Origin of the sequence: Streptomyces sp. NPDC021080, from assembly GCF_044333225.1 — a bacterium.
Taxonomy (GTDB): domain Bacteria; phylum Actinomycetota; class Actinomycetes; order Streptomycetales; family Streptomycetaceae; genus Streptomyces.
This window is the reverse complement of record NZ_JBIRQM010000012.1, coordinates 247,523-271,609: the sequence shown is the minus strand read 5'-3', so window position 1 is coordinate 271,609 and position 24,087 is coordinate 247,523. Positions and strand designations below refer to the sequence as shown.

Genomic DNA, 24,087 nt, shown 5'->3' with positions numbered 1-24,087 from the left:
GCGCGGAGAGGCGGGCCCCTCCGGCACGGGTCGCGGCGACGGCGGCATGGTCATGAGACCCCCAGATGTGCGGCACCGCGATGGCGGCGCGGAAAGCCGGACGCGCCCCTCCCCAGGGTCACGCCCGGCATGCGAACAGGGCCGGAAGATACGGTTCCGCAGGTCACGGCGTCCAGTCCGTGCCGGCGGGCCGGGGCCGCTCAGCCCAGCCGGCTCGCCAGCGCCTTGAACTGCGTCCAGGACATGGACGGCGTGCGCGGGTCCCACAGTTTCTGGGTCAGGGCGCGCAGCGGCATGCGGATGCCGGCCGCGACCTGGTCCTGGGTCTGGGAGTTCGCGAGGTCGCACCAGACGGCGAAGGACCCGCCGAGGATCTGGGAGTCGTACCGCGCGGGAACCGGCGTGGTTCCGCGCAGGACGAGAGGGGTCCACTGCTCGTAGATGCGCTGCCCGGTCGGGTAGACGAAGGTCTGGGGTTCGCCGAGGACGTAGTACAGGTACTCGTCGTTGTAGTTGACGACCTTGCGGCCCGCGCTCAGGTACTCCACCGGCTGCCGGGCCCCGAACTCCTTGCCGGTCCAGTACCCCACCCGAAGGCTGCCGTCGGCCGGGACCGTGCTGCTGCGGAAGAAGCCGTCGTTCCAGGCCCGTGCCGTGCGGCCGTGCGCGTGGACCACCTTGGCCCGGTCGTTCAGCCAGCCGGTCGTCAGGTCGGCGACGCCGGCCCCCGCCCCGTACCTGTTCCTCGCCGCGGTGGCCAGCTGCGGGAAGGACGCCGCCGGGTTCGCCACCGTCAGGGCCTGGTACTCGTCGCCGCCCAGGTTCCAGTCGGTGCCGGGGAACAGATCCGCGTACTCGTTCAGCAGATCGTCGACGATCTTCGCCGCCGCGGGCTTGGAAATGTCCACGGCGCCGCGGACGGGGACCCCCGACACATTGCGCAGCTGGAGCTCGGGGTGGGCCGCGATGACCGCGCCGAGGTGTCCCGGCGAGTCGATCTCGGGTACGACGGTGATGTGCCGGCTCGCCGCGAGGGCGACGATCCGGCGCACCTCGTCCTTCGTCAGATGCTGCTGCGACACGATCTCGGGGTGCGTGTCGGACTCGATGCGGAAGCCCTGGTCGTCCGAGAAGTGCAGGCCGAGCTGGTTGTACTTCAGGTCGCCGAGCTCGCGCACCCGGTCCTCGATCCAGGCCGCCGTGAAGTGCTTGCGCGCGATGTCGAGCATGAACCCGCGGACCGGCTTCGCGGGCCGGTCGCGCACGACGCCCTCCGGGGCCGTACCGCCTCCGTGCACCTCCTGCTCGAGGGTGCGCGTGCCGTAGAAGACACCTGCCTCGGCGGGCCCGGTGACGGTGACCCGGCCGTTCTTGACCGTGAGGGTGTACGACTCCGGGCCCGCCTTGCTCTTGTCGAGGCCCAGTTCGACGTCGCCGGCCTTGGCGCCCGCCCGCCCCGCGTACGCCAGCTTCAGTTCGCCGGCGAGCAGTTTGCCCTCGTCGGCGAGGCCGTTGTCGTCCACGACCACCCGGGCGCCGGCGGCCGGGCGCCAGCCCGGACCGTGGGCCGCGGTGTGCTCGCGCACGGCGGGGATGGTGCGAGGCGCCACGGAGAGGGGATAGCTCCGGGTCGGCGAGGGACTGGCGACCGCCACGGCCCCCGACCGGTCCGCGGACGACGCCCGCGCCCCGGACGGCTCTCCGCCTCCGCCGGGCCAGACCGCCACCGCCACCGCGACGACACCCGCGACCGCCAGACCTCCCGCGACGAGCCCGGCCCGCCCGCTCCGCCTCGCCCGCCGCCGCGGCGCCCGCCGCCTGCCACTGCTCACTCCGCCACCCTCGTCTCACCGCGCCCTCTTCCGGACGCTCACTTCACCGCGCCCGCCTCCGGGCGCTCACTCCATCGTGCCGTCACCGGGCCGGTGCTCCGTTCAGGTGTACTCCCCCGCGAGACGTCCGCCTCTTCGGAACACCTCGCCGGTCCGACCCCCCACCCCACCGTGAACTCTGCCCCGGCCGTCACCACAACCGTCCACCACACGCTCCGAAACTCTCCCGTGCGGGTGAAATCCGGGCATCCGTCGGACAGGTCGCGACACAGCTCGATAGCGTGAGCAGCACAGCTTTCACTTCTCCCCCTGCCGAAACACACGTATCGCACGCACGTCACGCTCACCGGACGTCGCGCGTCCCACCCCACCCCCACGCCGAGGAACCACGCTGACGTCTCACCGTCTCCCACGCCTCCCCGGCCAGGTCGCCTTCCCCGAGCAGAAGAGCGCGGTACCGTCCCCGGTCCGCCTCGACGGGTTCAACTCCGCACCCGCCGGAGAGGTCACCCGCGCCCTGCTCACCTGCTGCCGCAGCCTGCGCTGGGTCCACCGTCTGGCCGACCACCGCCCCTACCCGGACCTCGGCGCCCTGCTGGCCGCGGCCGACGAGGCGGCGTACGACCTGACCCCCGCCGACCTGGCCGAAGCGCTGGCCGGCGAGTCGCTCACGCTGCTCCCGGACGGCGCGTACTCCGCCGCCCACACCGCGCTGAGCGCCGCACATGCCGCGTACGAGAGCAGATTCGGACATGTCTTCGTCATCTGTCTGGACGAATTCACGCCCGGGGAGGCTCTCGACCAGGTGCTCGTCGGAATCCGCTCGCGACTGGCGAACGATCCCGAGGAGGAGCGGGTCGTCACCGCCGACGAGCTGCGCCGACTGGCCCGCGGCCGGCTGACCCGCCTCGTCCGCCAGTTCGCCCACGAGCGCGAAACGCCGATATTCGGCGCCCGGAATAGCCCGAACGTGCCTGATTGATTGCCAGTTTGATCACATTGATAGGGCCGCTGTAAGCGTTCCGACAACACGTCGCTACGATGGCCGGGGCCGGTGGACCGTACCCGGCCGGGCCCGACCGACAGAGAAGCCGGCGCGGCCCCAATCCCCGCTCCCGGAGGGTTCTTCCGTGCCGGCTGGAACGCTGTACCGCGGCCGGGAAGGAATGTGGTCCTGGGTGGCTCATCGAGTCACCGGCGTCCTCATCTTCTTCTTCCTGTTCGTACACGTGCTGGACACCGCTCTCGTCCGTGTCTCCCCCGAGGACTACGACAAGGTCGTAGCCACGTACAAGACGCCGATCGTCGCGCTGTTGGAGTACGGCCTCGTGGCCGCCATTCTCTTCCACGCGCTCAACGGCCTGCGTGTCATCGCCGTCGACTTCTGGTCCAAGGGCCCGCGCTACCAGAAGCAGATGCTCTGGTCCGTCGTCGGTATCTGGGTCGTGCTGATGTTCGGGGCCCTTTACCCCGTCCTCGGTCACGCATTCCGCGAACAGTTCGGGAGCTGACGCAGATGTCCACTACTGACACTGCCGCTTCCGGCATCGGCCCCGTGGAGGGCGCCGGAGACCACTCGGCCTACAGCGTCGACAATCCGGCCCCGTTCATCGAGGCCCCGCGCAAGCGCACCAAGAAGACCCCGAAGTCCACCCGTGGCAACTTCGAGATGTACGGCTGGCTCTTCATGCGCCTGTCCGGCATCGTCCTGGTCGTCCTGGTCCTCGGCCACCTGCTGATCCAGCTCGTCCTCGACGGCGGCGTCTCCAAGATCGGCTTCGCCTTCGTGGCCGGCCGCTGGGCGAGCCCGTGGTGGCAGGCCTGGGACCTCGCGATGCTGTGGCTGGCCATGCTGCACGGCTCCAACGGCCTGCGTACCGTCATCAACGACTACGCGGAGCGCGCGAGCACGCGCCTGTGGCTGAAGGGCCTGCTGTACACCGCCACGGTGTTCACGATCCTGCTGGGCACGCTGGTGATCTTCACCTTCGACCCGAACATTCGCTAGGCACGGGGCTGAGGCAACCACTCATGAAGATCCACAAGTACGACACCGTCATCGTCGGCGCCGGCGGCGCCGGCATGCGCGCCGCCATCGAGGCGACGAAGCGCAGCCGCACCGCCGTGCTGACGAAGCTCTACCCCACCCGCTCCCACACGGGCGCCGCGCAGGGCGGCATGGCCGCCGCGCTCGCCAACGTGGAAGAGGACAACTGGGAGTGGCACACCTTCGACACGGTCAAGGGCGGTGACTACCTGGTCGACCAGGACGCCGCCGAGATCCTGGCGAAGGAGGCCATCGACTCGGTCCTCGACCTGGAGAAGATGGGCCTGCCGTTCAACCGGACGCCCGACGGGACGATCGACCAGCGCCGCTTCGGCGGTCACTCCCGCAACCACGGCGAGGCCCCGGTCCGCCGGTCCTGCTACGCCGCGGACCGCACCGGTCACATGATCCTCCAGACGCTGTACCAGAACTGCGTCAAGGAGGGCGTGGAGTTCTTCAACGAGTTCTACGTCCTCGACCAGCTCATCGTCGAGGTCGACGGGGTCAAGCACTCCGCGGGCGTCGTCGCCTACGAGCTCGCGACCGGCGAGATCCACGTCTTCCAGGCGAAGGCCGTGATCTACGCGTCCGGCGGCACCGGCAAGTTCTTCAAGGTGACCTCCAACGCGCACACCCTGACGGGTGACGGCCAGGCGGCCGTCTACCGTCGCGGGCTGCCGCTGGAGGACATGGAGTTCTTCCAGTTCCACCCGACCGGCATCTGGCGCATGGGCATCCTGCTGACGGAGGGCGCCCGCGGTGAGGGCGGCATCCTCCGCAACAAGGACGGCGAGCGCTTCATGGAGAAGTACGCGCCGGTCATGAAGGACCTCGCGTCCCGTGACGTCGTGTCCCGCTCCATCTACACGGAGATCCGCGAGGGCCGCGGCTGCGGTCCCGAGGGCGACCACGTCTACCTCGACCTCACCCACCTCCCGCCGGAGCAGCTGGACGCCAAGCTGCCCGACATCACGGAGTTCGCGCGGACCTACCTCGGCATCGAGCCCTACACGGACCCGATCCCGATCCAGCCCACCGCGCACTACGCCATGGGCGGCATCCCGACGAACGTCGAGGGTGAGGTCCTCTCGGACAACACCACCGTCGTCCCGGGCCTGTACGCCGCCGGTGAGGTCGCCTGTGTCTCCGTGCACGGCGCCAACCGTCTCGGCACGAACTCGCTGCTGGACATCAACGTCTTCGGGCGCCGGGCGGGCATCGCGGCCGCGGAGTACTCGGCCAAGGCCAGCTACGTGGAGCTGCCGGAGAACCCGGCCGAGCAGGTCGTCACCCAGGTCGAGCGCCTGCGCAACTCCACGGGCACCGAGCGGGTCGCCGCGATCCGCCTGGAGCTGCAGGAGTGCATGGACGCCAACGTGATGGTGTTCCGCACCGAGCAGACGATCAAGACGGCGGTCGAGAAGATCGCGGAGCTGCGCGAGCGCTACCTGAACGTCTCGGTCCAGGACAAGGGCAGGCGGTTCAACACCGACCTGCTGGAGGCCATCGAGCTGGGCAACCTGCTCGACCTGGCCGAGGTCATGGCCGTCTCCGCGCTCGCCCGCAAGGAGTCCCGCGGCGGCCACTACCGCGAGGACTACCCGAACCGCGACGACGTCAACTTCATGCGCCACACCATGGCGTACCGCGAGGTCGGCGAGGACGGCACCGAGTCCATCCGTCTCGACTACAAGCCGGTCGTCCAGACCCGCTACCAGCCGATGGAGCGTAAGTACTGATGGCTACTCCCACTCTGGACAAGGCGGACGCGGCCGGCGCACCCGAGCCCGGTTTCGCCGACTCCCCCTACATCACCGCCACGTTCCGCATCCGCCGGTTCAACCCGGAGGTCTCGGCGGAGTCGGTCTGGGAAGACTTCCAGCTGCAGATCGACCCCAAGGAGCGTGTCCTCGACGCGCTGCACAAGATCAAGTGGGACCAGGACGGCACGCTCACCTTCCGCCGCTCCTGCGCGCACGGCATCTGCGGGTCCGACGCCATGCGGATCAACGGCAAGAACCGTCTGGCCTGCAAGACGCTGATCAAGGACCTCAACCCCGAGAAGCCGATCACGGTCGAGGCCATCAAGGGCCTGACGGTGCTGAAGGACCTCGTGGTCGACATGGACCCGTTCTTCCAGGCGTACCGCGACGTGATGCCCTTCCTCATCACGAAGGACACCAACGAGCCGACGCGCGAGCGTCTGCAGTCGGCCGAGGACCGCGAGCGGTTCGACGACACGACCAAGTGCATCCTGTGCGCGGCGTGCACGTCGTCCTGCCCGGTGTTCTGGAACGACGGCCAGTACTTCGGTCCGGCCGCCATCGTGAACGCCCACCGCTTCATCTTCGACTCGCGTGACGAGGCCGGGGAGCAGCGCCTGGAGATCCTCAACGACAAGGACGGTGTGTGGCGCTGCCGCACGACGTTCAACTGCACGGACGCCTGCCCGCGCGGTATCGAGGTCACCAAGGCGATCCAGGAGGTCAAGCGCGCGCTGATCACGCGCCGCTTCTGAGGTCGGCCTGTACGTCGCGTGGGCCCCGCTTCCCTCCGGAAGCGGGGCCCACTCGCGTACGGGGCCACGAACGGGTGGAACGGACCGATCACGGCTCAGGGAGGTCGCCGGGCCTACGATGATGCTCTCGACACCAGCCCACAGGAGGCACGTGATGTCCGCAGCATCCGTCGAGCGGCCCCACGACGACCGTCCGCTGATCGCGGAGGCGAACCGTCTCATGGACCGCAACCCGGGCTACCGCGTCGAGATCATCGAAGGTCAGATCCTCGCGTCTCCGCCACACGACGGCCCACACGCCGAGGCCTTGACCAACCTCATGCTCCCCTTCCTGGCAGCCGGATCGCACGGTGCGGAGTCACAGGTACTCCAGGGCATCGGGCTCTGGCTGCCGTCCGGTGCGGAGGACTACGCCGTCCCCGATCTCGCTCTGGTGGACACCGACTTCCAAGAGCACCTCGTCGAGAACAACTGCTACGACCCCGTCTGCTTCCGTCTCGTCCTGGAAGTCACGTCGAGCAACTACCAGTCCGATCTGCGCACCAAGGTCTCGGCGTACGCCGGCGCCGACGTGCCCGTGTACGTCATCGTCGACCGCAGGCACCAGCGCCTCCACGTTCTCACCGACCCGGCCGGAGGCGCATACGGCAACCACCGCGTCCACGCTCCCGGCGAACTCGTCGCACTGCCCGACTCCATCGGCGCCAAGGTCACCCTCGACGTCGCCGAGATCCTCGCGTCGGGCGGCACCGAACCGGCAGCCTGATCAGAGGAACCGGCAGCCGATCAGAGCTGGCTCAGGATCGTCGGGTCCGTGATGTTCAGGTCGTCGGCCAGCAGCATCGCCTTGCTGAGGATCACCGCGAGCATCCGGTCGCCCTCGAACGGCAGGTAGCCCGGCTGGGGGCCTGTCGCGGCGGACTTCGGGACGATGCACAGGTACTGGTCGTTCGGGGTCATCAGGATGTTGCCCGAGCCGAGATGGATCTTGTACGTGTGCCGCTCGCCCTTCACGTGCAGGAAGCGGCCCTCCAGCGTGCAGCGGTCGGCCATCGCCAGCCGGGGGATCAGCCGGTCGAGCAGGGCGCGGCGGGTCTGCGCGGTCTCGGTCAGGTCGCCGAAGCCGTACGACGTCCAGTACTCCTGGAAGCGGCCGCCCGGACCGCCGTCCTGCCAGGTCGGGTCGTTGCCGACGCTGGAGACGCCGACGAACAGGTCGATGTCGCGCAGGACTTCGGACAGGACGAGCGGTGGGATCCCGGTGAGGGGCAGTGGCTCGACCGGGCCCCGGCCGTCGCGCAGCCGCATGCGGTACTCGCCGCCGTAGCAGTGCGCCGAGTTCTCGGGGGCGTCGAGGGGGTAGAAGCGCACCTGGTCGGTGCGCAGCCGCAGATAGCTGCCGGACTCGGTGGTGTCCTCGCCGTACTCGCCGTCGCCGGTGATCCAGTACTCGGCGCGCAGCCCCCACTGCGGCAGTTCCCGGGTGGCCGGGGGTGCCTCGTCGTCGACGCAGAGGCGGAGCTTGTTGCGCCAGCCCCTGACGGCGGCCAGGGAGTTGAACTGGTGCTGGCGCACGAAGTGGGCGGCGAAGCGGTTCGAGTAGGTGCCGGTCGCGCGCTCGGCGTCGGTGAGGAGGTACACCTCGCGGTGGGCCTGTTTGAAGGGCTGGGTGATCCCGTGCCGCTCCAGCCAGTCCCGCCAGGCGACGACCTCCGCGGGTTCGCGGTCGGCCGGGTGCCAGAGGGCGACTTCCCCGCCCGAGGTCACCGGGTCGCCGGTGAGGGTGGCCAGTTCGCCGTTCGCGAAGCCGACCGGGGTGCCGTCGACCGTCCACAGGAGCCGGCGGGCGAGGGTGCCGACGAGCGGGTGGTCGAGGTAGCTCTTGCGCCAGGCGTCGTACGCCCAGGTGCGCCGGCCGAGGAACTGCCGGTCCAGGCGCTCGCTCTGCGCCGAGAGCATCTTGTCGATGTCCTTGACGGCCGCCTTGAGCTCCTTGAGCTCCTCGGCGTGGTCGCGCCGCACGGCGGCGGGCACGCTCCTGACGGCCTTGCCGCTCGCGTTGCGCCAGCTCAGCACGGCGCGTGAGCCCTGGACCTCGAGAAGCGCGGTGGTGTCACCGAGTTCGTGACGTGCCTGTCCCACCTCGGTGAGCCCGTACGCCGGGACGGCCAGTTCCTCGATCTCCTCGCGGCTCAGGCCGAGGGCGGCGGCCTTCGCCTCCAGGAAGCCGTCGACCATCTTGGCCGTGGCCTTGTACGTCACCCGGGTGGCCAGCCGGGCCAGTTCGGCGAGGGCGGCCTCGCCGTCGATCCGGGACAGCGCGATCACACCGGCGTTGGCGACCTTCGGGTTGCGCGGGCCGAGTCCGGTGACCTTCTTCAGGGAGGTCTCGACGAGCGCGCCGAGGGCCCGGGCGGTGTCGGGGTGGGGCGGCAGCAGGGAGACCAGCCAGGCGAGGCCGCGCAGGGCGTCGGCGTTGTAGGGGTCGTAGGCGTTGTTGATGTCCGCCTCGTACCCCCGGATCTCCAGCGGGTGGGTGCGGGGGCGGCCGACGAGCACGAGCCAGGTGAGCGCGGCGGTACGGACCCGGTCGGTGCCGAGGGCTTCGACGAGGGCGAGGGCCTGCCGGTCCCACTTGGCGGAGGGCTTGGAGGCGGTGGCCGTCGTCAGATGGGTGAGCAGGGCCTGCCCGTCGGGGCTGGAGGAGTCCCTCATGGCCTGCTCGGCCCATTCCTCGCCGACGTTGAGGACGGGGCTCGTGAGTTTCTTCAGCAGGGCGGCGACGAACCCGCGGCGGTAGGTGTCCGTGCCGGTGCGCCGGAGGACCGCGACGACGGTCGGGTCCAGGTCGCGGCCGGCCGCCAGTTCCGCCTCGGCCAGGACGTCGACCCGTGTCGTCGACCAGAGGGTGTTCTGTCGGCCGAATTCCTCCAGTTGCCTCGCCCGCTCGTCGGCGAGCGGATCCTCCTGGAGGCCGTGGGAGACGGCGGCGAGCAGGGTCAGCACCTGGTTCCGGGGTTCCGATCGGCTGCCGACCGTGTGATAGCCCTCCGCGAGGGCGCCGGCCAGCCTCTCCCTCTCGTCGGCGGGGAGCGCGCCCAGCAGTTCGAGGATCTCGCCCCAACCGGGGCCCCATTGGACGGGGATGACCAGGGCGCCCCTGAGGAGGTCGGCGGCCAGGGCGCCCATGTTGCCCTCGGCCGCGTTCGTACGGATCCACCCCAGTTGCATCGTGGTGTCGGCCATCGTCATCCCCCCACCAGTGCGACGAGCTTGAGGAAGGTGACCTCGGTGCCGAGGGCCAGCTCGATCTCCTCGTCCGGGTCGGTCACCTGCCGGTCCCCCACGAGCACCAGGAAGCCGTTCCCCGCGAAGGCCCGGAGCGCCAGCTCGCTCTGGGCCTCCGGGTCGATCCGGCGGGGCGTGCGCAACGCGTAGCCGTTCAGCACGCGTTCGGTGTCCTCGGGCTGCACGAGCCCCTGGAAGACCGGCGGCATGCCCGCGTTGTACTCGGCGACCTCCTGGAAGACCCGCCGCCGGATCAGCTCGCGCACCGCGAGCCGCTCCTCGGCGATCTCGATCCCCCAGCCCGCTCCCCGCGTCCCACTGGTCGTCTCGTCGACGAACGTCACCATTCCCATGCCGACGACAGTACGAGCCCCCACTGACAACGGGTCATCGGGTCCCGCTTCGTTCCGGGACGGCCGCGCCCCCGGTGGCCGCCCCCGCCGTCCCACCGCCCCCGATCCGACTTGAACATGTTCAAAAGCAGGTCTACATTCATCTCCGACAGCGTTTTGAACGCGTTCAAGAAGGGGTGGGGACATGGACCTCACAGTCGTCGCGTACGTCATCTACCTGCTGGTCAGCATCGCGCTGACGGTCTGGGTGGCGCGCACGCTGAGCCACAACGGACGGATCTTCCTGGCGGACGTCCTGCACGGCGACGAGAAGCTCGCCGACGCCGTCAACCACCTGCTGGTGGTGGGCTTCTACCTCGTCAACCTGGGCTTCGTCGCGCTCTATCTGCACCAGAGCGACGAGATCACCGACGCCCGCGAGATCTTCGAGGCCCTGTCGACCAAGCTGGGCGTCGTCCTGCTGGTGCTCGGCGTCATGCACCTGGGGAACGTCTACGCGCTCAACAAGATCCGGCGGCGGGGCGTCATGGAGCGCGAGCAGGTCCCGCCGGTGCGGCCGACGGACTGGGCCGCGCCCACGGCCGGGGCGTGAGAGCGGTGACCGGCACACCGGCCACCAGGGACCGGGACGCCTCGCGCGTCCCGGTCCTCGGGCTCACCGTCCTGTACGACCCGCGTTGCCCGCTGTGCGTCTTCCTGAAGAAGTGGCTCGCCGCACAGGCCCAGCTCGTGCCGCTCCGGTTCGTTCCGGCCGGCTCCGAGGAGGCCGCCCGGCTCCATCCGCGGCTCGACCACCGCGCCACCCTGGACGAGATCACCGTCGTGGGGGACGCCGGGCAGGTCTACCAGGGAGCCGCCGCCTGGATCGTCACCCTGTGGGCGCTGCGCGAGTACCGCGCGCTGGCCCATCGGCTGAGCACGCCCGCGGGTGCCCGGCTGGCCAGGGGCGCGACCCTCGCCGCCGCCAAGTGGCGCGAGGCGCAGTCGTCCCGGCGATGGGGCGGCGGCGTGTACGACCGGGGCGACGGCTGGCGCTACGACCCGGCCGTCGGCTGGACCTTCGAGCCGCCCGCCTGTGACAGCGGCGCGTGTCCGGCCGTTCCCAGTCGTTAGGCTCGTCCCGTGCCAGCACCGACAGACAGCCCCGGCCCCATCAGGTCCTCCGCGGCCTCCGAGCCCGCCAAGTCCCCGGGCAAGGAAGCGAAGAGCCCGGCGAAGAGCGAACAGACCCGGACCCTGATCCTGGAGACCGCGATGCGGCTCTTCCAGGAACGGGGGTACGACAAGACGACGATGCGGGCCATCGCCCAGGAGGCGGGAGTCTCCGTCGGCAACGCGTACTACTACTTCGCCGGCAAGGAACACCTGATCCAGGGCTTCTACGACCGGATCGCCGCCGAACACCAGCAGGCGGTCCGGGACGTGCTGGACCGCGAGACGGACCTGGAGGCCCGGCTGGGCGGCGTGCTGAAGGTGTGGCTCGACATCGCCACGCCGTACCACGAGTTCGCCGTGCAGTTCTTCAAGAACGCCGCCGACCCGGACAGTCCGCTCAGCCCCTTCTCGCCCGAGTCGGAGCACGCGCGCCTGGAGGCGATCAGCGTGCACAAGGAGGTACTGGCCGGGGCGAAGACCAAGGTGCCGGAGGAACTGCGCGAGGTGCTGCCCGAGCTGATGTGGCTCTCGCAGATGGGGCTCGTCCTGTACTGGGTGTTCGACCGGACCGAGGGCCGCGAGCGCAGCTACCGGCTCGCCGAGCGCGGCGCGCGGCTGACGGCGCGCGGTGTCTCGCTGGCCCGCTTCCGTCTGCTGCGCCCCCTCGTCCACGAGGTGCACGAGCTGTTCACGGACTTCCTGCCGGGGATGACGAAGGCCCTGCCGGACCCGGCGAAGAAGACGGGACAAGAACCTTCCCGGCCGGCCGGGAAAGCGGACTGAGGGGCGCCCGCCGAGGCGGGCACCCCCGTTGTGCCGGAACGCTCCGGCCGCGAGCGGCCTCAGTTGACCGCGTCGGCGTCCACCTCTCCCGGCGCCAGCTCCACGTCGTGCACCAGCGGCTCGTCCGTGACGACGACGTGCTGGGCCCGCGCCCCGTACGAACGGGCCGTCGCCGACAGCAGGTACGTCCCCGGGGCCGGGACCGAGACGATGTAGGACCCGTCGGCCAGCGAGGTCACCCGGTCCAGCTGACGGCCCCCCTTGGACAGCAGCGTGAGGACCGCCCCGTCGACGGCCTCGCCCTCCGTGTCCCGGACGAACCCGTGCACGGCCGAGGCCCCGCCCCCGGCCGGAGCGGCGTCCGCGGACGGCTCCTCGGCGGGCTCCACCGCCAGGTGCGGCAGCCGCCGGTCCAGGGCCGCGGGCAGCCACCAGTTGGAGTTGCCGAGCAGGTGCATCGCGGCGGGCACCAGGGCCGTACGGAGGATGAAGGCGTCCAGGGCGACCGCGGCCGCGAGGCCCACCCCCGCCATCGCCGCCCCGGAGTCACCGCTCAGCACGAAGGCGAGGAAGACGCACACCATGATCAGGGCGGCCGAGTTGATGACCCGGCTGGTCTCCGCCAGCCCGACGCGCACCGCGCGCGCGTTGTCCTTCGTGTGCACCCACTCCTCGTGCATCCGGCTCACCAGGAACACCTGGTAGTCCATGGAGAGACCGAAGAGCAGCGAGAGCATGATGACGGGCAGGAAGGCGTTGATCGGCCCCTCCTTGCCGAGGCCCAGCACTCCCAGGCCCCAGCCCCACTGGAAGACCGCGACCAGGACGCCGAAGGACGCGGCGGCCGCGATCAGGTTCATCAGCGCGGCCGTCAGCGGGACCACCAGGGAGCGGAAGGCGATCAGCAGGAGCAGGAAACCGAGGCCGATGATCGTGGCGACGAACCAGGGCAGCCGGTCGCCGGTGATCGTGGCGAAGTCCTTCGACACGGCGGTCACCCCGCCGACGTGGGCGCTCACCCCGGCGTCCGGGATCACCCGGTCCCGCAGGGTGTCGATGAGGTGGTCGGTCCTCACCGACTGCGGTGAGGTCGTCGGCACCACCTGGATCACCGTCACCCCGTGCGCGGGCGGCAGCGCGGCGACCGCGGCGACCCCGGGCGTGCCGCCGATGCTCTTCGCCAGGGCGGCGGTGTCACCACGGGTCACGACGACCTGCAGGGGGCCGTTGAAGCCGGGCCCGAAGCCCTCGGCGAGCAGGTCGTAGGCCTGCCTGGTCGTCGTCTTGGCGTCGTTGTTGCCCTGGTCCGTGGCGCCGAGGTGCAGCGACAGGACGGGGACCGCGAGGACCGCCATCACGGCCAGCGCGAGGACGGCGATCGTCCGGGGCCGGCGCTGGACCGTCGTCGACCAGCGTGCCGCGGCCCCGCTCGCCCGCTCCGGCTCGGGCCCCTTCGCCGCCAGTTCGCGCCGCTGGCGGCGGCTGAGCACCCGGGTGCCGAGGACCCCCAGGAGCGCGGGCAGCAGCGTGGTGGCCGCGAGCACGCTGAACACCACGGTCAGGGAGGTGCCGATGACCACGCCGTCCAGGAAGCGCAGGTTCGTCACGAGCATGCCCGCGAGCGCGATGCACACCGTGCCGCCCGCGAACAGCACCGCCCGCCCGGAGGTGTTGAGGGCGACGACCGCCGACTCCTCGGGCGCCAGGCCCCGCAGCAGACCGCGCCGGTGCCGGGTGACGATGAACAGCGCGTAGTCGATGCCGACACCGAGGCCGATCAGGGTGGCCAGCAGCGGGGCCAGGTCCGGGATGTCCGTGGTGTGGCTGAGCAGTTGGGTGGAGAACAGGCCCGTACCCACCCCGAAGATCGCGATGCCGATCGGCAGCAGCATCGCGAAGAGCGAACCGAAGGCGAGGAAGAGGACGACGGCCGCGGCCAGGATGCCGACCATCTCGGCGAGCCCGGTGGGCGGCTCCTGCACCCGCTGGATCGCCTGTCCGCCCAACTCGACCTGGAGTCCGGCCCGTTCGGCACCCTGCGCGGTGTCGACGACCTTCTGCACCAGGTCCTTGGGCACGGCGTTCGCCTGCTCGGCGAAGGTGATCTGGGCGTAGGCGATCCGGCCGTCCTTGCTGATCTGCGCGGCGCCCCGCTCCCCCTGGTACGGCCCCGCGACCTGGCCGACACCCTTCATGCCGGCGATCTCGTCCAGCACCGGCTGGATCCGGGACCGCACGGAGGCGTCCTTCACCGTGCCGTCCGCGACCTTCCACACCACCGTGTCGGTGTCCCCCGCGCTGTTCGGGAAGGCCTTCTCCATCTGGTCGTACGCACGCTTGGAGTCCGTGTTCGGAAGGGAGAACACATTCGCGTAGTCCGTGCCCGCGGTGGTCGCCGCGAAGCCCAGACCGAACAGCACACCCACCCACAGCAACAGGACCACCAGCCGGTGCCGATAGCACCACCGTGCCAATACCGCCACGTTCAACGCTCCTTAGTCGGTCGGTCCCCCAGGTCCTGGTCACCAGCATTCGCGGCCCCGTACGCGCGTGGACACGACCCGCCCATGACTCTCAAGGAACTCCAAGGCACGAACGGACCCGGTCGCCGACAGCCCGGCCGATACTGGGGACATGACCGCTCACGAGGGAGCCACCGTCCTCGTCGTCGAGGACGAGCCGAGCATCGCGGACGTCCTCACCATCGCGCTGCGCTACCACCGCTTCGAGGTGATGGCCGCGGGAAGCGTCCGCGAGGCCCTCGCCCTCGCGGAGCGCACCCGCCCCGACGCGGCGCTGCTCGACGTGATGCTCCCGGACGGCGACGGCCGGGCCCTCGGCCGTGAACTGCGCCTGCGCCGGCCCGACCTGGCCGTCGTCTTCCTCACCGCGCGGGACGCGCCCGCCGAGATCGTCGGCGCGCTCGGCTTCGGCGACGACTACATCACCAAGCCGTTCAACATCGACGAGGTCGTCGCCCGGATCACCGCCGTCCTGCGCCGCACCCGGCAGGGCGACGTCCTGCCGCAGCGCCCGCCCCTGCGCTACGGAGATCTGGAGCTGGACGAGACGACGTACCAGGTCCACCGCGCGGGCACCACCGTCGAACTCACCCCCACCGAGTACGCCCTGCTGCGCTTCCTCGTCCGCAACGGCGGGCGGATCGTGCCCAAGGACCAACTCCTGCGCCACGTCTGGCAGTACGAGCACCCGGCCGAGTCGACGGTCGTCGAGACCTACATCAGCTATCTGCGGCGCAAGCTCGAACCGCTGGGCCCGCCGGTGATCCAGACCCGCCGGGGCGTCGGATACGGACTCGCGTGAACCTGCCTGTCCGGCCCGGCTGCCGCCCGCCCCCGCGCTCCCGGCACGGCGTCCATTCGCTGCGCGGCAAACTGACGATCGCCAACGTGGGACTGCTGGCCGTCGGCATCGTGGTGGCGACCGCCGTGAGCCTGATGGGCATGCGGCACTACCTGCTCGACCAGGTGGACGCCCAGCTCCTCAAGACCCGTGACTCGCTGGGCGGTTCACAGCTCACCATGCGCCAGATCGACTCGCTGAGCGCCCTCGCGTTCGTACACGACCGGATCGGTCCGGCGGCGGACGAGTCGCCGAAGCCGGACTCGATCTTCGCGGCCGTCGACCGGCACGGCGAGGCGATCGAGGTGGCGGGCTTCCAGCCCGGGGACACACAGCGCGCGTTCGCCGCCGCCGTCGACGACCCCGCCGCCCTCGCCCGCGCCGGCGAACCGCGTGACGTCACCGTGCACGGCGCCGCCTACCGGGCGACCGGCGCCCGGCTCTCCGACGGCACCTACGTCCTGTTCGCCGCCTCGACCGACGGACTGCACAAGGGCATCGCGAAGGCCCTCAGGCTCGATCTGGCCGTGGGCACCCTGCTGCTGGCACTCCTCGCGTGTCTGACGATGTTCAGCGTGCGCCGCCGGATGCTGCCGCTGGAGGCCATGGTGGAGACGTCGTCCGCCATCGCCGAGGGCGATCTGACCCGGCGCGTGCCCTCCAGCCATCATCCGACCCAGGAGGTCGAGCAGCTGCGGCTCGCCCTCAACTCCATGCTGCACCAGGTCGAGTCGGCCTACCGGACGCGCGAGGACAGCGCCGCCCAGCTGCGCCGGTTCGTCGGGGACGCCTCGCACGAGCTGCGCACCCCGCTCGCGGCGATACGCGGCTACCTGCAGCTGTACGAGAAGGGGATGCTGACCGATCCCGCCGAGCGCAGGCGGGCCTGGGACCGGATGAACGCGGAGGCCGACCGCATGGGCCGGCTCGTCGACGAACTGCTCACCCTGGCCCGCCTCGACCAGCGGCCCGAACTGCGCTTCAGGAACGTCGACCTGAGCCGGCTCGTGCGGGACGCGGCAGCGGATCTGCGTGCCCAGCAGCCCGGCCGCCCGGTGACCGTGGACGCCGACGGCACACTGCTCGTACGGGCCGACGAGTCGGGGCTGCGGCAGGTACTGGGCAATCTCGTGGGCAACGTACGCACCCACACCCCCGACGACGTGCCGGTGCGGCTCGGTCTGGAGCGCGCGGACGGGATCCTGCGGCTGTGCGTCGCGGACAAGGGGCCAGGGCTCGCGCAGGAGGACGCGGCGCGCGTCTTCGACCGCTTCTTCCGGGCCGGCGGCGGCGCGGGCAGCGGGCTCGGCCTGGCGATCGTGGAAGGCGTGGTGCGGGCCCACGGGGGGAGCGTCGCGGTGTGGACGGCACCCGGTGAGGGCCTGGCGGTGACGGTGACGCTGCCGGTGCGGTGAGGGCGCCACGGGACCGGTGAGGTTCTCTCCGTTCCCCGCGTGCCGCTCCTCCAGCCCCGCGTACGGCACCTCCAGTCGCCCGCGTGCCGCTCCGGAGACCCCCGTCCCGGGCGGGAAGCCCTCGCTCGCACCGCTGTGACCTGCGGAAACGGACTTGGGCAGAAGCTGACCGAGGCGGTTGAACACGGGCCGCCCAGGCCCCGTACACCACGATGAGGGCGAATCGGTCGCAACCGATCGGCCCGCCACGCCACCGCCGCGCATCGCACGGAAGGACCGCCGGGTTGTCGTCCAACACGAACTCTCGACAGCTGCCGAACACGGACGAGACGCCTCCGCGCGATGAGCCGGCACCGGAACCGCTCGCGGACACGGACACGAAGGGGGACGAGGACGCCGCCGCCTCGGGTGAGGGAGAGGCAGCGGCCGGGGCGGCCCCCGAGATCGCCATGACCGACGGGGCCGCCTCTTCGGCCTCCGGGGCCCCGGAGGAAACCCCGGCGGAAGCCCCCGCCGGCGAACCGGAGGACCCCGCCGAGGCCGACAGCGACACCCCGGACGCGGTGGTCGCGGCCGCCGCGACGGACGTCGACTCCCCAGGCAGCGCCTCGGAAGCGACCGCTTCCCCGGCCGGTGAGGCCCCCGCCGACGAGACCCCCGCCGGGGAAGCCCCGGAAGCAGTTGTCGGCGACGGGGCCGGTGACGGGGAGGAGCCCCCGGGGGACGAGCCGCCCGGGGACGGCCCGGGGCGGGGGTGGCGGGGCCGGTATCCCGTCGCCGCCCGCGTCCTCGCGTGGACCACCACCCTCGTCGCCGCCGCGCTCGTCCTGTTCGCGCTGCTCATGCCGAGCCAGTCGGACGAGTTCCAGCCGGCCGAATTCCTGCGCCTCCCGGTGGAGGCGATCTTCGGCGCCGCGCTGCTGATCGTTCTGCCCCGCCGCCCGCGGATCGCGCTGTCGGTGGCCGCCGGGCTGGCCCTGGGCGTGCTGACCGTCCTGAACATCCTCGACATCGAGTTCAACGAATACCTCGGGCGGGGCTTCAACGTCGTCCTCGACTGGTCGCTCTTCAGCGACGCGCAGGGCTACCTCCAGGACACGTTCGGCCACGGCGGCGCGCTCGGCATAGCGGCCCTGGCCGTGGCGCTCGTGATCGCGATAGTGGCCCTCATGACGATGTCGGTCGTCCGGCTGGGCAACCTGGTGTCCCGGAACACCGCCACGGCGACCCGTACGACGCTGGTCCTGGCCATGGCCTGGGTCACCTGCGCGACGCTCGGCCTGCAGTACACGGGGGTGCCGATCGCCTCCGAGCACGTCGCGCTGGTCGTCCAGCAGCGGGCGGCGCGGGTGCGGCAGACCCTGCGGGACGAGGCCGCGTTCGCCAAGATCTCCAAGAAGGACGCCTTCGCGAACACGCCGCCCGGCGAGATGCTCACCGATCTGCGCGGCAAGGACATGATCATCACGTTCATCGAGAGCTACGGCCGCAGCGCGATCGAGGACCCGCTCATGGCGCCGCGCGTCGACGCGACGCTGACCGCGGAGAACAAGAAGCTGACCCGGGCCGGTTTCGCGGCGAAGAGCGGCTGGCTCACCTCGGCGACGTACGGCGGCAGCAGCTGGCTCGGCCACTCGACGTTCCTGTCGGGCCTGTGGATCAACAACCAGCAGCGCTACCGCACGGTGACCGCCGGCGACCACCTCTCCCTGATCAGCGCCTTCAAGAAGACCGGCGACTACGACACCGTGGGCGTCATGCCGGGCATCCAGAAGGGCTGGCCCGAGCAGAAGTTCTACGGCATCGACAAGCTCTACGACGCCTTCCACCTCGGCTACAAGGGCCCGAAGTTCAGCTGGTCGACCATGCCCGACCAGTACGCCCTGACCGCGTTCGAGCGCCTGGTGCACAGCAAGAAGCACGACAAGCCGCTGATGTCGACGATCATCCTGACCTCCAGCCACCAGCCCTGGGCACCCATCCCCAAGACGGTCCCCCAGGACCAGGTCGGCGACGGCTCGGTCTACAACGCCATCGAGAAGGCCGGCAAGCGGCCCTCCGACATCATCACCAGCTCGCCGAAGTCGAAGGTGGAGTACGGCAAGGCGATCTCGTACTCGGTCACGAGCCTGATCAACTACCTGGTGAAGTACGGCAACAAGAACACCGTGCTGATCTACCTCGGCGACCACCAGCCGATCGCCCGGGTCAGCGGCGACCACGCCAGCCGCGACGTGCCCGTCTCGATCGTCGCCAAGGACCCGAAGGTGCTCGACAAGATCGCCGACTGGGGCTGGACGGACGGTCTGCAGCCCGAGCACGACGCCCCGGTGTGGAAGATGAGCTCCTTCCGCGACCGCTTCCTGACGGCGTACGGATCCACTCCGCACCCGTAGGTCCCGGCGGGAGCGGCTCCTCGTCCGCGGGCGGTGGTCACGGCCGGAGCCGTCGGCCGCCGCCCGCGGTCGTGATGCGGGCGGCGGCGGGAACCGGTGCCGTCGTCACAGCCAGGTCAGCCGCCAGAGGCGGAAGACGCCGGTCCCGTCGGACAGGTACTGGCCGCCGCTGACGTCCTCGCTGCTGACGACGTAGTCCTTGCGCTGCCACAGCGGGATCAGCGGGACGTCCCGGGCGACGTCCGTCTGGAGCCGCCGGAACGCGTCCGCCGTACGGCTCCGGTCGGCGTCCTTCCGGGTCTCCTTGATCAGCCGGTCGACGTCCTTGCTGCTGTAGCCGTTCTTCATGGTGTTGCCGGTGCCGACGAGCGGCGCCCCGAAGGTGTCCGCGTCGGGATAGTCGGCGACCCAGCCGACCGCCCAGGCGTCCAGTCCGCCCTCCGCGTACTTCTTCTGGAACTCGGTCCACTCGAACCCCTCGGTGGTCACCTTGAACAGCCCGTCCGCCTCCAGCTGCTGCTCGAGCTCGGCCGCCTCCTCACCCGCGGCACCCCGCCCCTCGGCGAACCCGTAGGTGAAGCGCACGGGCAGTTGGACCCCGGCCTCGGCCAGCAGGGCCCGCGCCTTCTTGGGGTCCGGCTGCGGATAGTCGTCGAAGAACGAGGTCGCGTGTCCCGTGATCCCCGCCGGGATCAGCCCGTACAGCGCCGCGGTGGTCCCCCGGTACGTCCGGGCGACCAGCTTCTCGCGGTCGATCAGCAGGGCGAGGGCCTGCCGCACGCGCCGGTCGTGCAGCGGCGAACTCCCGCGCACGTCGAGGACGAGGTTGCGGGTCTCGGCGCTGTCGGCCTCCGTGACGCGCTGCGCGGGGTCGCTCGGCGAAAGCGCGGCGAGCTCGGCGGACGGCAGCTGACGGGCCACGACGTCCAGTTCCTTCGCCCTCCATCCCACCAGCAGCGCCTGCGAGGTGGCGTAGTAGCGCAGGACGACCGGACTGCCGGGGCCGTCGACCGCGCCCTCGTAGCGGGGGTTGGGGGCGAGGACGGCCTTCACGCCCTGCGTGTACGTCTTCAGGACGTACGGCCCCGTGCCGTCGGCGCCGGTGTCGGTGCGCAGGCTGCGCCGGGGGTAGCTGGTTCTGTCGACGATCGACCCGGCGCCGGTCGCCAGTTTGAACGGGAAGGTCGCGTCGGGCGAGGACAGATGGAAGGTGACGGTCAGGCCGCGGGCGTCCACGCTGCCCAGGGTGGACAGCAGCGAGGCGGGTCCCACCTCGTCGTTGATGCGCTTGACCCGGTCCAAGGAGAACTTCACGTCCTCCGCGGTCACCTCGCGCCCGCTCGCGAACGTCAGGTCGTCACGAAGCGTGCAGCGATAGGTGCGCAGCCCCGCGTCGGTGAACGCGCAGCTCCTGGCAGCGTCCGGTTCGGGCTCGGCGCCGCCGGGCTCGAAGGTGAGCAGCGACTGGAAGACATTGCTGAACAGGGCCCAGGATCCGGCGTCGTAGGCACCGGCCGGGTCGAGCGATGTGACGGCGTCCGTGGTGCCCACCGTGATGGTGCGGTTGCTGTTCTCCCCCGCCGGCATCAGCTGCCGGCCGGCCACACCGACGCCCGCGACGACGAGCAGCGCAACCAGAATCCATAAGCGAACCGATCGCATCGGTGCCCTCCCCAGGCGCCCCGCACGTCACTCCCCTAGTGACGCGGATCACCTAACCACAGGAGTTTCAGCCGGGGAAGGGAATCGGGAAGAGTGCCCGGGAGCGGCGAAAACGATCTTTTCCGCCGCTCCTCACAGGGGATTCTCAGGCTTCGCGCGAGGCCAGTTCGACGACCGTGATGTCCGAGGGCGCGCCGACGCGGGTCGGCGGCCCCCAGGCTCCCGCGCCCCGGGAGACGTACAGCTGCGTGTCGCCGTAGCGCTCCAGGCCGGCGACCGTCGGGTTGGCGGCGGCCGCGACGAAGTTGCCCGGCCACAGCTGTCCGCCGTGGGTGTGTCCCGACAACTGGAGGTCGACCCCGTGGCGCACCGCTTCATGGATCTGCACCGGCTGATGGGCGAGCAGCACACAGGCCCGGGTCCGGTCGCGGTCCCCGAGCGCCTTGCCGAAGTCGGGCCCCTGTCCCTCGCTCTCGCCCTGGAGGTCGTTGACGCCGGCGAGGTCGAATCCCGCCAGCTCGGTCCGCGCGTTCTCCAGGGGATGGATCCCGAGCTCCCGCACCTCCCGGATCCACTGCTCGGCTCCGGAGAAGTACTCGTGGTTCCCGGTGACGAAGTAGGACCCGTGCCGGGCTCGCAGGCCGGCGAGCGGCGCGGCCGCGGGGCCGAGGTTCTTCACGCTGCCGTCGACCAGGTCGCCGACGACGGCGATCAGGTCGGGCTGCGTGGAGTTGATCGTGTCGACGACCTTCTGGGCGAAGCCGCGTCCGAGCACCGGTCCGAGGTGGATGTCGCTCACGACGGCGATCCGGAAGCCGTGGGCGGACCGGGGCAGCTTGGCGAGCGGCACGGTGACCCGCTTCACCCCGGGCCCGCGCAGGACGCCGTACGTCCCGTGGCCCACGGTCCCCACCGCGACGGCCGCGGCCGCGCCGCCCACGACCCGTGAGACGAACAGCCGCCGCGACGGCGCCCGGAGGGCCCCCGCCGGTTCCGCGGGCTCCGCCCCGGCCCCCGGTTCAGCCGATCGCGCCGGCTCCGCGGGTCCCGCCTCCCCCGTCGGTTCGGCCTGTCCCGCCGGTTCGGCCGGCCCCTCAGGTTCCGGCGACGCCGCCGGCTCCGCGGGTCCCGGCCGTTCCGTCCCCGCCGGTGCCGTGCCGGAGGCGGGGCGCACGCTCTCGCGCGGCTCCGCCTGTCCGGTCACGGCGGGGGACCCGGCCCCGCCCGTCTCCCGCCGTCCGGCGGCCCGGCGCTCCAGGGCCCACCGCAGGACCGGCCGTACGAACTCGCCGGCCAGCAGCGCCAGGACGAGGTAGAGGCCCAGCGGCATCCACAGGAACCCGGGCCAGGACAGCGTCCGCTGGAGCCAGAAGGGGGCGCCCGCCCGCTCGCTCGCGACGGCGCCGACCATCAGCAGCGGCCCGGCGACGAAGACGGCCGCGCCCAGCCGCCGGACCGGTCCGGGGCCGTTCGTGGTGTCCCGCACCAGCCGGCGGTAGGCGTACCAGTGCAGTCCGCCGAGCACGGCCAGCGCGGCCAGGCCCGCCGACACGAACAAGATGACCATGACGCCGTATCCCCCGTTATGACGTCTGGCGCAAAGCGCGTACGCCGCGCAACCCGATGACCCCGACGACCGTCCCAAGGACAAACGACACGACGGCGAGCGTCAGGTGCACCCAGAAATACGCGGTCGGATCACCCGCGTCGTCGAAGGCGAGCCCACTGGCGTCTTTCCAGAGATTCTTAGCGAAAGTGACCCAAATGACCCAGCTCCACACCCCGAAGGCGAGCAGGAACCAGGACACGGGGCGGCTGAGCTTCATGCGTTCAGTATCGCCGTCGCCCACCGTGATCCGGCGCCGGGGTGGAGCGGGCGGGACGGCTTCCCCGAACGGTGACGGGAATTCAGGTCACAACCCCTGTACGTTCTCGATCGTGCCCGCCTCGAAAATGACCATTCAGCGATCTCTACTGATCACTTCCGCCGCCTTGTTGACCCTTTCTCTTGCTGCGCCCGCGTTCGCCGACACCACCGACGCGAGCCCCACGGAGAGCCCCACCGCCTCCCCGTCGGCCACGCCCCCGGCGGCCATGTCGACCCTCGGCGGCGAACGGCTCGGCCGGCCCGGCAACCAGGTGAACCTCGGCGCCGGCGCCCCCGTCCTGCCCGCCGACGTCACCGCCCGCTCCTGGATCGTCGCCGACGCGGAGTCGGGCGACGTCCTGGCCGCCCACAACGCGCACTGGCGGCTGCCCCCGGCGAGCACCCTGAAGATGCTGTTCGCCGACACGGTGCTGCCCAAGTTCCCCAGCACCACCTCGCACAAGGTGGCCCCCTCCGACCTGGCGGGCATCGGCGCGGGCTCCAGCGTGGTGGGCATAAAGGAGAACCAGACGTACACCGTCCACGACCTGTGGCTCGGCGTCTTCCTGCGGTCCGGCAACGACGCCGTGCACGTGCTGTCCGCGATGAACGGCGGCGTCCCCGAGACGGTCAAGGACATGCAGGCGCACGCCGAGGACCTCCAGGCCCTCGACACGCACGTGGTGAGCCCGGACGGCTACGACGCCAGGGGGCAGGTGTCGTCGGCGTACGACCTGACGCTGTTCGCCCGTTCGGGGCTCCAGAAGAAGGACTTCCGGGAGTACTGCTCGACGGTGCGGGCCAAGTTCCCCGGCGTGACGGCCAAGAAGGGGAAGGGCGCGGCGGGCCGCTCGACCTTCGAGATCCAGAACACCAACCGGCTGCTGGCCGGTGACAGCGACGTGACCCCGTACCAGGGCATCGCGGGGGTGAAGAACGGCAACACCACCAACGCCGGCGCCACCTTCACGGGTGTCGCCGAGCGCGGCGGCAAGGTGCTGCTCGTCACGGTCATGAACCCGGAGAAGAAGGAGCACAACGAGGTCTACAAGGAGGCCGCGCAGCTGCTCGACTGGGGATTCCAGGCCGCGGACAAGGTCCAGCCGGTGGGCGAACTGGTCGCGCCCAAGGGAGTCGACACCACCGCGCAGCCGGGCGCGAACGCGTCGGACGGAACGAGCCCCGGCACGGGCACGGGTTCCGGTACGGGCACCGCGCACGCCTCCACGAAGCCGGTGGCGGCCTCCGCCTCCGCGGCGAAGGGCGGTGCGAGCGGCATCGGCGTCGCGCTCGGCCTGGCGGGCGGCTTCCTCGTGCTGCTCGCGGCCGGCGTCTTCCTGGTCAACCGCCGCTGGCCGCTGCCGGACCTGATGCGCCGCCGCCGCTGACCACCCGGGGCTCCGGAGCC

The 24,087-nt window shown here is 70.9% G+C and carries 20 protein-coding genes; 13 read left to right on the top strand and 7 right to left on the bottom strand.

The features are described from left to right. Positions 1-200 precede the first annotated feature (200 nt). The gene (locus tag ACH4S8_RS28875) at positions 201-1,832 is read right to left on the bottom strand and encodes a glycoside hydrolase family 20 protein (RefSeq protein ID WP_398399053.1); all 1,632 of its coding nucleotides are present in this window, start codon (positions 1,830-1,832) and stop codon (positions 201-203) included. 325 nt (positions 1,833-2,157) lie between these two features. Here ACH4S8_RS28875 and ACH4S8_RS28870 point away from each other — a divergent pair, with 325 nt between their 5' ends. The 6 genes from ACH4S8_RS28870 (at position 2,158) to ACH4S8_RS28845 (ending at position 7,163) form a co-directional block, all read left to right on the top strand. Next, positions 2,158-2,814: a 2-oxo-4-hydroxy-4-carboxy-5-ureidoimidazoline decarboxylase gene (locus ACH4S8_RS28870; RefSeq protein WP_398399192.1), complete on the top strand. Its 657-nt coding sequence runs from the start codon at positions 2,158-2,160 to the stop codon at positions 2,812-2,814. Positions 2,815-2,962: 148 nt separating this feature from the next. Next, positions 2,963-3,343, top strand: a complete 381-nt coding sequence (gene sdhC / locus ACH4S8_RS28865; protein WP_398399051.1) for a succinate dehydrogenase, cytochrome b556 subunit — start codon at positions 2,963-2,965, stop codon at positions 3,341-3,343. Positions 3,344-3,348: 5 nt separating this feature from the next. Beyond that, positions 3,349-3,840, top strand: coding sequence for a succinate dehydrogenase hydrophobic membrane anchor subunit (locus ACH4S8_RS28860; RefSeq protein ID WP_398399049.1), 492 nt, complete (start codon positions 3,349-3,351; stop codon positions 3,838-3,840). A 23-nt stretch (positions 3,841-3,863) separates the two neighbouring features. After that, positions 3,864-5,618 (top strand): succinate dehydrogenase flavoprotein subunit, encoded by a 1,755-nt coding sequence (sdhA, locus tag ACH4S8_RS28855; protein ID WP_398399047.1) that lies wholly within the window; start codon positions 3,864-3,866, stop codon positions 5,616-5,618. Further along, positions 5,618-6,397: a succinate dehydrogenase iron-sulfur subunit gene (locus tag ACH4S8_RS28850; RefSeq protein WP_339131059.1), complete on the top strand. Its 780-nt coding sequence runs from the start codon at positions 5,618-5,620 to the stop codon at positions 6,395-6,397. Before sdhA ends, ACH4S8_RS28850 begins: the two co-directional genes overlap by 1 nt. A gap of 154 nt (positions 6,398-6,551) precedes the next feature. Further along, positions 6,552-7,163: a Uma2 family endonuclease gene (locus ACH4S8_RS28845; protein ID WP_398399044.1), complete on the top strand. Its 612-nt coding sequence runs from the start codon at positions 6,552-6,554 to the stop codon at positions 7,161-7,163. Positions 7,164-7,183: 20 nt separating this feature from the next. On the opposite strand, the gene ACH4S8_RS28840 is transcribed toward ACH4S8_RS28845, so the two are convergent. Both ACH4S8_RS28840 and ACH4S8_RS28835 read right to left on the bottom strand, forming a co-directional pair. Then, a complete protein-coding gene (locus ACH4S8_RS28840; RefSeq protein ID WP_398399042.1) occupies positions 7,184-9,649 on the bottom strand; it encodes a DUF4132 domain-containing protein in 2,466 nt (821 codons plus the stop codon). Continuing rightward, positions 9,646-10,038, bottom strand: coding sequence for a hypothetical protein (locus ACH4S8_RS28835; RefSeq protein WP_398399040.1), 393 nt, complete (start codon positions 10,036-10,038; stop codon positions 9,646-9,648). Before ACH4S8_RS28835 ends, ACH4S8_RS28840 begins: the two co-directional genes overlap by 4 nt. Positions 10,039-10,222: 184 nt before the next feature. Here ACH4S8_RS28835 and ACH4S8_RS28830 point away from each other — a divergent pair, with 184 nt between their 5' ends. The 3 genes from ACH4S8_RS28830 to ACH4S8_RS28820 are packed head-to-tail and all read left to right on the top strand — an operon-like array spanning position 10,223 to position 11,976. Further along, on the top strand, positions 10,223-10,630 hold the full coding sequence (locus ACH4S8_RS28830) for a hypothetical protein (protein WP_398399038.1): 408 nt from the start codon (positions 10,223-10,225) through the stop codon (positions 10,628-10,630). A gap of 5 nt (positions 10,631-10,635) precedes the next feature. Next, the gene (locus ACH4S8_RS28825; RefSeq protein WP_398399036.1) at positions 10,636-11,151 is read left to right on the top strand and encodes a thiol-disulfide oxidoreductase DCC family protein; all 516 of its coding nucleotides are present in this window, start codon (positions 10,636-10,638) and stop codon (positions 11,149-11,151) included. Positions 11,152-11,190: 39 nt separating this feature from the next. After that, the gene (locus ACH4S8_RS28820; protein ID WP_398399190.1) at positions 11,191-11,976 is read left to right on the top strand and encodes a TetR/AcrR family transcriptional regulator; all 786 of its coding nucleotides are present in this window, start codon (positions 11,191-11,193) and stop codon (positions 11,974-11,976) included. A gap of 59 nt (positions 11,977-12,035) precedes the next feature. Here the strand turns inward: ACH4S8_RS28820 and ACH4S8_RS28815 are convergent, their stop codons facing one another. Further along, positions 12,036-14,450 carry an MMPL family transporter gene (locus ACH4S8_RS28815; protein WP_398399188.1) on the bottom strand — a complete coding sequence of 805 codons (2,415 nt, stop codon included), beginning with the start codon at positions 14,448-14,450 and terminating at the stop codon, positions 12,036-12,038. 160 nt (positions 14,451-14,610) lie between these two features. On the opposite strand from ACH4S8_RS28815, the gene ACH4S8_RS28810 reads away from it, so the two are divergent. The 3 genes from ACH4S8_RS28810 (at position 14,611) to ACH4S8_RS28800 (ending at position 19,150) form a co-directional block, all read left to right on the top strand. Then, positions 14,611-15,300, top strand: coding sequence for a response regulator transcription factor (locus ACH4S8_RS28810; RefSeq protein ID WP_398399034.1), 690 nt, complete (start codon positions 14,611-14,613; stop codon positions 15,298-15,300). Continuing rightward, complete coding sequence (locus ACH4S8_RS28805; RefSeq protein WP_398399032.1) at positions 15,297-16,754, top strand: ATP-binding protein; 1,458 nt, start codon at positions 15,297-15,299, stop codon at positions 16,752-16,754. The genes ACH4S8_RS28810 and ACH4S8_RS28805 overlap by 4 nt, the downstream gene beginning before the upstream one ends. 284 nt (positions 16,755-17,038) lie before the next feature. Next, a complete protein-coding gene (locus ACH4S8_RS28800) occupies positions 17,039-19,150 on the top strand; it encodes a sulfatase-like hydrolase/transferase (protein WP_398399030.1) in 2,112 nt (703 codons plus the stop codon). A gap of 105 nt (positions 19,151-19,255) precedes the next feature. On the opposite strand, the gene ACH4S8_RS28795 is transcribed toward ACH4S8_RS28800, so the two are convergent. The 3 genes from ACH4S8_RS28795 to ACH4S8_RS28785 form a co-directional block, all read right to left on the bottom strand. Next, a complete protein-coding gene (locus tag ACH4S8_RS28795; RefSeq protein ID WP_398399028.1) occupies positions 19,256-20,812 on the bottom strand; it encodes an ABC transporter substrate-binding protein in 1,557 nt (518 codons plus the stop codon). 145 nt (positions 20,813-20,957) lie between these two features. Then, positions 20,958-22,379 (bottom strand): metallophosphoesterase, encoded by a 1,422-nt coding sequence (locus ACH4S8_RS28790; protein WP_398399026.1) that lies wholly within the window; start codon positions 22,377-22,379, stop codon positions 20,958-20,960. A gap of 16 nt (positions 22,380-22,395) precedes the next feature. Next, positions 22,396-22,638 carry an SCO4848 family membrane protein gene (locus ACH4S8_RS28785; protein ID WP_355759704.1) on the bottom strand — a complete coding sequence of 81 codons (243 nt, stop codon included), beginning with the start codon at positions 22,636-22,638 and terminating at the stop codon, positions 22,396-22,398. Positions 22,639-22,765: 127 nt separating this feature from the next. Here ACH4S8_RS28785 and ACH4S8_RS28780 point away from each other — a divergent pair, with 127 nt between their 5' ends. Further along, the gene (locus ACH4S8_RS28780; protein WP_398399023.1) at positions 22,766-24,067 is read left to right on the top strand and encodes a D-alanyl-D-alanine carboxypeptidase family protein; all 1,302 of its coding nucleotides are present in this window, start codon (positions 22,766-22,768) and stop codon (positions 24,065-24,067) included. Positions 24,068-24,087 lie beyond the last annotated feature (20 nt).